Source organism: Magnetospirillum moscoviense (assembly GCF_001650635.1).
Classification (GTDB): Bacteria; Pseudomonadota; Alphaproteobacteria; order Rhodospirillales; family Magnetospirillaceae; genus Magnetospirillum; species Magnetospirillum moscoviense.
In genome coordinates this window covers 1-9,310 of sequence record NZ_LWQU01000205.1, presented here as the reverse complement: position 1 = coordinate 9,310, position 9,310 = coordinate 1, and the positions used below count along the sequence as shown (strand labels likewise).

At 59.9% G+C, this 9,310-nt stretch carries 11 protein-coding genes; all 11 read right to left on the bottom strand.

Annotation, left to right across the window (positions count from 1 at the left end; translation table 11 throughout):
* Positions 1–76: 76 nt before the first annotated feature.
* A complete protein-coding gene (mamU, locus tag A6A05_RS19320; protein WP_068504751.1) occupies positions 77–970 on the bottom strand; it encodes a lipid kinase MamU in 894 nt (297 codons plus the stop codon).
* Between the two features lie 41 nt (positions 971–1,011).
* Positions 1,012–1,506, bottom strand: a complete 495-nt coding sequence (gene mamT, locus A6A05_RS19315) for a magnetosome protein MamT (protein ID WP_082911089.1) — start codon at positions 1,504–1,506, stop codon at positions 1,012–1,014.
* Positions 1,507–1,561: 55 nt separating this feature from the next.
* Complete coding sequence (gene mamS / locus A6A05_RS19310; RefSeq protein ID WP_068504748.1) at positions 1,562–2,104, bottom strand: magnetosome protein MamS; 543 nt, start codon at positions 2,102–2,104, stop codon at positions 1,562–1,564.
* 16 nt (positions 2,105–2,120) lie between these two features.
* Positions 2,121–3,014, bottom strand: coding sequence for a magnetosome biogenesis CDF transporter MamB (gene mamB, locus A6A05_RS19305; RefSeq protein WP_068504747.1), 894 nt, complete (start codon positions 3,012–3,014; stop codon positions 2,121–2,123).
* A complete protein-coding gene (mamR, locus tag A6A05_RS19300; protein WP_068504745.1) occupies positions 3,011–3,265 on the bottom strand; it encodes a magnetosome protein MamR in 255 nt (84 codons plus the stop codon). Before mamR ends, mamB begins: the two co-directional genes overlap by 4 nt.
* Positions 3,262–4,080: a magnetosome protein MamQ gene (gene mamQ / locus A6A05_RS19295; protein WP_068504743.1), complete on the bottom strand. Its 819-nt coding sequence runs from the start codon at positions 4,078–4,080 to the stop codon at positions 3,262–3,264. Before mamQ ends, mamR begins: the two co-directional genes overlap by 4 nt.
* A gap of 50 nt (positions 4,081–4,130) precedes the next feature.
* Positions 4,131–4,784 carry a magnetosome protein MamA gene (mamA, locus tag A6A05_RS19290; protein WP_245644386.1) on the bottom strand — a complete coding sequence of 218 codons (654 nt, stop codon included), beginning with the start codon at positions 4,782–4,784 and terminating at the stop codon, positions 4,131–4,133.
* Between the two features lie 34 nt (positions 4,785–4,818).
* Positions 4,819–5,631 (bottom strand): magnetosome magnetite formation protein MamP, encoded by an 813-nt coding sequence (gene mamP, locus A6A05_RS19285; protein WP_068504739.1) that lies wholly within the window; start codon positions 5,629–5,631, stop codon positions 4,819–4,821.
* Positions 5,632–5,658: 27 nt separating this feature from the next.
* Entirely contained in the window at positions 5,659–7,557 is a 1,899-nt protein-coding gene (gene mamO, locus A6A05_RS19280) for a magnetosome protein MamO (protein WP_068504737.1), read from the bottom strand.
* 40 nt (positions 7,558–7,597) lie between these two features.
* The gene (mamN, locus tag A6A05_RS19275) at positions 7,598–8,911 is read right to left on the bottom strand and encodes a magnetosome biogenesis transporter MamN (RefSeq protein WP_068504735.1); all 1,314 of its coding nucleotides are present in this window, start codon (positions 8,909–8,911) and stop codon (positions 7,598–7,600) included.
* Positions 8,912–9,310: cation diffusion facilitator family transporter (locus A6A05_RS19270; RefSeq protein WP_281193810.1), on the bottom strand; the 399-nt coding region annotated here is incomplete at its 5' end. It lies immediately after the preceding gene.

The following is a 9,310-nucleotide window of genomic DNA, read 5'->3' as shown; positions in this document are numbered from 1 at the left end:
TCGCCGACAGCGACAGGGTCAAAAGCCTCTGCTATCAGCCCTGGGTCCAGCAGGTCATTTCGTAGGTTCGCCGGTATTATTTCGGAACCAGCATGGAAAGCGCTCCGGGCAGAATGTCGAAGCGGAAGGGACCTTCCATTTTCTCCACCTCGCCATCAATGGAAATCAGCGGCTTGCGCTGTTCGGTTTGAACCTCCAGCCAGTGCATCTCACCCTGGAACAGGGCCTCGTTGCTGGCCCACCGCCCCATAGCGGCCTGAAGTCCCAGTTCCATGAGCCCGACCGGTCCGGTGCTGCGCCCCACATAAACCCCCAGGGTTCCGCCATCCATCCGTTCACGCTCCAGCAGGAACGGGTCGGAATCCCGGCACAGATTGTTGGAAATCATCAGGAAGCTTGTGGCGATCCGGGCGCGCCCCCCTGGGCTGGACAATTCCGCCTCCACAATCCGATAGCGCCGCGCCACTCCGCTCAATCCGGCCAGGGCGCCTTCAAGAAAGCTTCCCTCCTTGCGCCGGACCCGGTCGCGCGACTGAATGAATTCGGGAAAGGCGCCGAAACAGGCTCGGATAAGGAAATAACGATCATTGACCCGTCCCACATCCATGGGAGTCTGGACGGCTCCCGCCAAGGTCACCGCCGCCTGGGCCAGATCCAACGGCATTCCGATCTGACGCGCCATGTAGTTCATGGTGCCCAGGGGCAGGACACCCAGCGTTTTGCCGCTTGCGAGCACATGTTCGAGAGCCCGTGACAGAGATCCGTCACCGCCGCCGATGATGATCGCCCGTATGTCGGGATCGCGGCAAGCCTTCCGGACCATCCGCCCCATGTCCTTACCTTCGGCAAGAATGATCGCGGCATCTTGCCCAAGCGAGCCCCAAACGGCCGATAGTCGCTCCGTCATGGCGGAGGGCGACATCCGAAGCACGGTTCCGGCACGCGCATTGATGATTGCGGCGATCCGCATCTTCCACACAGCCCCTGTTCAGCGGAGGACGACACCGGCGCTTACAACAGCCATTTAATGCCGGACTTCTTTTCCACGGGCACCTTGACCACAATGTCATGGCACTTGATGCAGCGCCCGGCAGGCGGATGCGGCTGGCGCGTCGTGGGAAGAATGGGAGGCCCCAGTTTGTGGACACGCGACAGGTTTTCCAGTACGGCGCCATAGGGCGTCTTGAACTGTGATCCGGCAGCGGGGCCACCGACCATCAGATGGCATTGGATGCAATCCCCCACATAGGGATGGGGCATGCCTGTCCCCGGCATTACCGGCGGGATATGACGAATGGTCATCAGCTTGTACTGAAGCGGCGGCTCAATGAGTTGCTCCAGCGGCGACAGGATCGAAGGCTCCATGGGCAAGGGCAGCCGCCCCAACAAAAGCCCCTCCGCCCGACGGGGCGATGTGGCGGGGGAGATGCCGGCGGAGAGGGACAGCTTATCCCAATAGAGTCCCAGTCCGACCACCATCAGCAAGGTGATCGAGATCAAGGTCATCCAGCGACGGCCGCCCCCTGGCGCACCCATTCTCACCCTCTCTGTCCCATATGGCTCACTGCACGGTCATCCACAGCGCCAAACCCTCGTCATCGCGCAACTTGCATGTCCGCCCCCCCACCAGAACGGACTTGGCGTAAAGCTCGGCATTGGGACGTCCCGAATCGAACAAGAAACCAATGCCGCTGATCCGCGCCCCGTCAAAGGACGGGCAGCCGATCTGGTTGAGATAGGATTGCGGCGCCACCGAAATTTCCTGCAAGGCCCCTGTACCGTTGTCGATCCAGACATGGACCTGCCCCCAGCCCACATCATTGCCGATGCTGGCGACCTGGGTGACGCGCCCGCTGAACTGCAGGGGCTTGGCTGGCGTGAAGGGGGATAACCCGGGCAAGGCGGCGGGAAGGGCCTGCGCGGCGCCAGAGGACACGGCGGTGGCGGTCTTGCCTCCCCCACGGGTAAAGCGATCGGGAAGCAGGGCTATAACAACCAGAATCAAGACTAGGGCGCCCCCGATTCCAAGCACGGATTGAGCGGTCAAAGCGCCTTCCACCGCGCCCCGGATCCGGGCTACCACTTGATCTGGCCGAAAGTCCATGATGCCCCTCTCCTGATCAGACCCGGACCGTCACGGCGGCGGGAGCCGGGCTGACGAACAGGCGGATATCGCGGGCGTGAGGGATTTCTTCCTGGATGCGCTGGCGTACCGCCTCGGCCACCATCGAGCTGTCCTTGATCCGCAAATTGGGATCGACGCGCAGACGGATATCGAACTGCACGTCCTCGCCCACATGGCGTCCACGCAGGAAATAGATGCTGTGGACCAGCGGCGTATCCGTGGCGATCTGCCAGGCCGTCTGCAACAGTTCGGTATCCACGGAACTGTCCATCAGGCCGTGAACCGCCTTTCCGATCAATTCCAGACCGATGCGGCCGACCAGGGCCGACACACCGATCGCAGCGATGGTGTCGGCGATGGGAAAACCGATCACCGAGGCGATCACTCCCACCATCACCGCCGCTGAGGAAATGGCGTCCGAACGGTTGTCCCAAGCATTGGCGATGATGGCCGGGCTGTTATTCTCGTTGCCGACACAGATCTGGTAGCGATACATCAGTTCGTTGACGATCACCGTCACCGACGCGCCCAAGGCTGCGAAAATGCTGGGCGCCTCGTATGTGCCAGAAATCAACTTAACAACCGACCCATACATCAGGAAGCTGGCGCCGATCAGCAGCAGCGACCCCACAATGGCCGACGAGATGTACTGGATATTTCCGTATCCGAACGGATAGCGCTCATCCGCAGGCTTATTCGATATCTTCAGGCTCAGCTGGGTCACGCCGCTGGCGACCACATCGGCACCCGAATGCAGCGAATCGGCCACCAGAGCGACGCTGCCGCTCATCAGCCCCAAGATGCCTTTGAAAAGGGTCATGCAGATATCGGCGGTGAACGCCCACCACACGACCTCTTCCCGGCAGTCTCTGCAGTTTTCGAACTTCATCGGTTCATGTATTCCACAAGATTAGAGCCCAGAATTCGATAATTATCACCAACCTTCTTCGCCTTGATCGTCCCCGCCCGGACCAGCTCAAGCACCTGCAGCCGTTCCATTCCCAGCAACTGGGCGGCTTCACCGCTGCTATAGATGCGGTGCGGCAGAATTTCCTCGCCAAATACCTTGTCCACCAGAGCCATGGCGCCCTGCACAAAGGTTACCAAGGCACTTCCCTTGATCACTGCTGTCCAAATCATTTCTTGGACTCCTGGGAATGGGTGAGAGGCAGTAGTTCCTGGAAAATCTGCGGCGTAATGATCGGCGTGTCGCCCGCAGGCTTTTCGTGGAAATACTCCACGCGCTTGAACCCGGTGATCCTTGCCAGATAATCCCACGGCCACTTGGTGATTTCCACATTATAGGTCGCGGCAGCTGCGTTATATTCCTCCCTCTTGCTGGCGATCCGGTCTTCCATATCCACCAGCGAGGTCATCATATGCTTGTAGGTTTCCGCCGACTGAACATTGGGATACTGCTCGACAATGGCCATCAGCCGCCCCAGCGCGTTGCCGAAACCACCATCGGCCCCCAACAGGGCCTTGCCGGCCCCGCCATCGCCCAGCAATTTTCCGATTCCGCCCTGCTTCATCAATTGCTCGATGGCCGAACCCACCGGGCCGCCCTTGCCCGCTTCCACGGACTCCATACGCTTGTTGGAAGTGTGAGAGAAGATGGAGTGTTCCAAAGCGGCATGATTCAGCGTCAACTTGACCAAATTGCCAAACAGATTGTCGCGGCGTTGAATCATGACCTCGAAATTGGAGCGCTTGGCCTGGGCATCCTCGTAGATGATGACAAAGGCGTTATAGCGCATCAGCAAGGTGGTGATGAAGGCAACCAGCGACAGCACCGAGACTGCCAGCATGAGTTGCACCGGTCCCCGTCCCATGCGCCGGGGCGATTCCTCAACCACATACAATTGGGCCAGCAGTTCCTCCGACTGCTTGACCCGCTGTAGGGTACTGAATTCGACCTTATCGACCGAACCGGCATCCGCATCGCTTACTGCCATATCCGCCTCGTTGCTATCGTCATCTCGATGAGACCTTCTACATCGACCGCTTAGACGGCCGAACGCTCATCGAGTTCATTGGCCTTCTTAAAATGCGGCAGGGCCTCTTCGTGCGAGCCCATCTGCTCGTAGCTGTACGCGATTGCGCGATGCACCTTGCCTTCATTGGGACGCAGCCCCAAAGCGATCTTGAAACTGTCGATGGCTTCGTCAAAGCGGCCCAGATTATCCAGCGCCACCCCGAGACGGAAGCGGACATTGAAATTCACCGGATTGGCTTCCGCCACCTTGACCAGTAGAGGCACGGCCAAATCATATTTTTGCACCTGCACATAGGTCAGGCCAAGGACGGTCGCGACCTTGATGTTGTCCGGCGCATCGGCGAGGGAGCGCTCGAGCAACTCGGTGCCACGATCCACGGTCCCGGTCTTAACGTAGGCGATCCCCAAATGCAGCGCCACTTCCACGTCGAAGGCATCGGCATCGTAAACCTGCTCGAGCATCACCACGGCCTCGGAATAACGGCCGGCCTTGGCGTGAGAGATGCCCTTATCGCGGTAATACACCTGACGAATGTCGTCATTGACCGAAAAGGCCGACCGGAAAGCGTCGACCATATTCGCACCGAGCTTCTTCGCCACGGATAGGCCGTAGTGAGCATACAGGGTAACTTCATCAAGGATATCCGACGGCTTGCTAGACATACTGTTCTCCAAAATCCTAATCAGGTGGCTCTGACTAATTTATCACGTGGCAAGCTTCGCACGGGCCACGAACTTCGTGGGAACTGACGCCCCGGGTAACCGCATCACGCGTTATGGCCGGAGGCGGCAGGCTGATGAGATCGGGATCTGGCGACAATTCGAATCCCTGGCCTACCGGATGGCAATCGGTGCAGGCGCCGCGATATCCATGGGGCCGAGGATCGCCCGGAAGGATCATGGGTGCGCCTTCCAACTGGGCAAAGCCCAAACCGCCTTCGGCCGCGCGCAAAACAACGGTCAGTTTGCGCAAGACCGGGGCGCCGGGACGGTTGTCCTTACGGATCACGCTGATCCGCGCCTCGGACCGGTTCGCCACATTGCGGCTAGCTGCCTGGAAATCTTCCATATTCGTGACTGGAGTGTCATCGATCCGAACGACGACATCGCCCCCCAAAAGGCCGCTGAACGCCGCGTTCAAAGTAACCTCGCCCAACAGAACGCCCTGCACTCCGCGAGGATAGTTCAGCTTTCGGGCCAGTTCCTCGGTCATCAGCCGTCCGTCCATGCCCTGCCAATGGCCTTCGAACACCTTGAGATTGCGCGGAACGAAATTGGGCAAGGGCGACTCCATGGCAGCCACGGCACCACCCGCCGCGGCCATGGGCTCCACCGCCATGGCCACATTGGTCGCCTGCGGAAAAGCAATCGGGGCAGCGACCGGAGCCGCAGCCGACATCTGAGGCGAAACGCTGGTCGACTGAGGAGCGACGACGCCCCCCTGCCGCCCAATGACAAGCACCAGTGCAGCAACGACTCCCACCGCCAGCAGGACGAGTTTGCTATTCATTCCCTGCCAATCCCAAAACCATGTTCATCACACCGATGTCAGCATCTTGATGGCGATAGCGGCCATGGTCGCCGCATAGATGCCCTTAAGCACCCGGACAGGCAACACCCGCATCAACCGAGCGCCGAGAATGCCGCCAACATAAGCACCTGGGATCATCACCAGCGCCAATGTTACCGGAGCCTCCCAATGGATAAGACCGGTGGTGCCGCCATGAATAAAGGCTACCACCGAACCGGCGACCGAGGCCCAGAACACCAGGACCGAACTGTTGGCAATGGCGTTCTGCAGACTGATCCGCCCGATATAACGCTGCAACGGAACCTCGATGACGCCGCCGCTGATCCCGAGAATGCCGCTGAACAGGCCCATGGGCAGCCCCAGCACCGCTGAACGGGTCGGCCCCTCCGGCAAGGCAATGCCGCTGGTCTTGGGCCTGGTTGTACCTTCCGCCAGAGCCATCAGTTCGTCCATCTCATCGCCAGCCTCGGCGGCAGCAATGGCTTCAGCCGTATCCTCCCCCGCATTGGGTTGCAGAATTTCCAACACCGCCTTGCCTGCCATGATCAGGGCGAAGAGACCAAGCAGCACGCCCACCACGGAATCTCCGATGGCGTTACCGATGAAATAACCGATGACCACGCCAGCGACGCCCCAAGGGATCAGCGGTTTCACCTTGTCCCACTGAACCAGTTGGGCCTTATCATTGCGAAGCGCCGCTGCGCCATAGACCACAACATTGGTCAGGAAGACCACCGGCCGGATCAGATACATGCCATAGCCGAAGAAGACCATCATGCCAGCGACCTGAAGCACTCCGCCGCCCATGGTCATCATGCCACCCGTGACACCGGCCGCCAGGGCAAGCATGCCTAGGCCGAGAATATCGGCGATGGAATATCCCCCGATCTTGGCCCCCCCCACATGGTCGGTATCGATAAACGGCATGCCCGAGGGAATCCCGGTCGTCACCGTCCCTTGCACCACATTCATGCCCATTCCCGGTACGGCGGTCGGCCCTCCGACCACCGCCTTGGCCTTAGACCACCAGCTAGAGGATCCCATGGCCACAGTTTGGGCCGCGGGAGGAGCAACTCCCGCGGCGGCACCGGTCTTGAATCGCACGACGTCCTGAAGATGGGAGACGATCACCTGAGCAGGAACGGTAAAGCCCTCGACCTTGCCGGTGGGACCGGTTGCGGCAATGTTGATACCGACCAGATCACCCCGAGCATTGACCAGAGGCCCGCCGGTCTGCTCCCAGCTATAGACCGCGTCGGAACGCAGCAGATGGGTGATCTGAGTGGTCCCCACCGCCAGCGGAGCATCGGAGGATTGCACCATGCCCTGCCGTACCAGTGGCGCACCGGCCATGTTGCGACCGAAGGCGAAAACCTGCTGGCCGGGGACCACGGTTTGAATGTTTGCCATGCGGAAATGCAAGAACTTCTCGGTCGTCTGCATCTTCAGCAGCGCGAGATTATGGCCCGGAATGGTCTTGACCACCTGGGCGGGAAACCGACGGATTCCAGCAGAGGTGGCAACCTGGACCGTGATGTCCGGAACATTGGCGACGGAATGCAGGGTCGTAATGACATAGCCATTGGCGCCAACGATGGCACCCGAAGCGATGGGACCGGCATTGACGCCGCCGCCGCCCACACCGACCACCGCCGGCGGTACTGTATAGTACAGCCGCTGCACATCAGGCATGGCAACGTTGCGGACCAGGAATTGGCCAACCGACATATCGTCGCTACCACGGAAGTAGTCGTCCTCGTCGTAGTTGTCGAGGAGATAGGCCCCCCAGGCGAAAGTCACTAGGATCAGGAACGCCAGGATGGAGACAGGCGTTTTCCACGACCGCTCGCAAAAGACGATTTTGTTGGTGGGCTGATCACCCATGGTCTCGCCAATTTCAATCATGGCCGCTTTCCACGTTCATTCGAGTTCCTGTCGTCATCGGTCATCCTGCGAGAACGGCGATGTACACGGTCGACAACACCAAAAAAATCCCCATCAGCGGCAATCCCCAACGGACATATTCCCGATGGGTGAATTGCAATCCCGCGGCGGCAGCCGAAGCCAATTCCGGGTGCCGCTTCACGAAGCCGGAATACTGGTTCATGGCCAACGCACCGGCGGTGGCGCCCGATAGCGCAGCACACGAGCCGGCCATGATGCCGAGGGCCAGCGCCCACCAAGCCGCCTGCCCATCGCCGTCCAGGCGAAGCGTCGCCGCCACCGGGGCGAAAACCGCGGCGGAAGTGCCGCCGCCGACGAAAATGGTCACGCCCGCCGCCATCCACATCAGCAGAATGGCTCTTACGCGGTCATGCCCGGCGGTAACGCCTTCAAGCCAAGCCACGGCCCAATCGAGAATCCCGACCGAGGTCAACGCTCCCACCATCACGAACAATCCGCCAAAGAACAAGATATCGCTGCCGCCGCAGGCGGAAAAGAATTCCTCGTCCTTGAAGCGCCCCAGCGCTAGCGCCGTGAGACCGGCGACAAAGGCGATCCAGCCCGGCCGAACCTTCAGCGGTCCCGCCAGAACCAACCCAACGACGGTAATGAAAAAAATGATCAGCCCATAGCGCAGGAGCCGATGGTCGATATCGCTGTGCCGTAGCTGCTCGCCTCTAACCCAGGCTAAATCCACGGGAATTTCCGCCTTCTTCCAGTCGCCCAGGCGGTACTCGAAAAACAAGAACGTCACCGCCAGCAAGATCAGACAGGCCGGCATCATTCCACCGATGAAATCATTGAAATGAAGCTTGCCTGCCGAGGCCAGGATCATATTGGGAAAATCGCCAATCATGGTCGAGGAACCACCCAGATTGGCGGCGATAATCTCAGCAATGATCACCGGTACCGGATCAATTCCAGTGCGGAAACATACGGTCAGCGTAACCGGAACGACTACGGCCACTGTGACAAGACTGTTACTGGCCAAAGAAATCCCGTAGGTCACCAAAGCCATCATCACCAGAATCCAGCGCCCCTGGCCCTGCGACAATTCCGCCGTCCCGGCCGCCAAATAGGCATAGACGCCGGATCGGGCCAAAAGAGCGGAGATGGCGGCCATGCCGAAGATCAACGCAAGGGTCTCGAAATAAATCGACTGCGCGGCCATACGCGGGGTGTAGGTGCCGCTGATGGTTCCAATCACCACCAACACCGCTGCTCCGGCCAAAACGGCCAGATGGCTGCCCTCCGCCCACCGATAGATTACGGCGAACGTCGCGATGAACACGGCGAGGGTGAAAAATCCAACCACCTAGTTATCCACCTTGGACAGCATGACCTCGTCGAAACTCAGAGGCTCCTCGGAGAAACTCGGCTTGCTGGTATCACCGGCTTCCCGCGCCTCCGCGCTGACATGCAAGGATTCGATGCGGCGTATCTTTCCGCAGACGGCGGCCTGCACCGCCTCGCAAATTTCATGCGCCTGTTCCACGGTGTTCTCGGGATCGACGCCGATGATCATGTCGGCCCAGATGTCTTGGCCCACATAGCGGGCCCGCAGATGGATGACGCCCCTGACCCCGGGAACGCGCTCCGCCACCTCAACAATCCGGTTTTGAACCGCCTGACCCGCGGTGTGATCCATTAGCCCACGATAGGCATCCATGAAGACGACCTTACCCAGCAGAAGCAGGTCGATGGTCTCCCACAG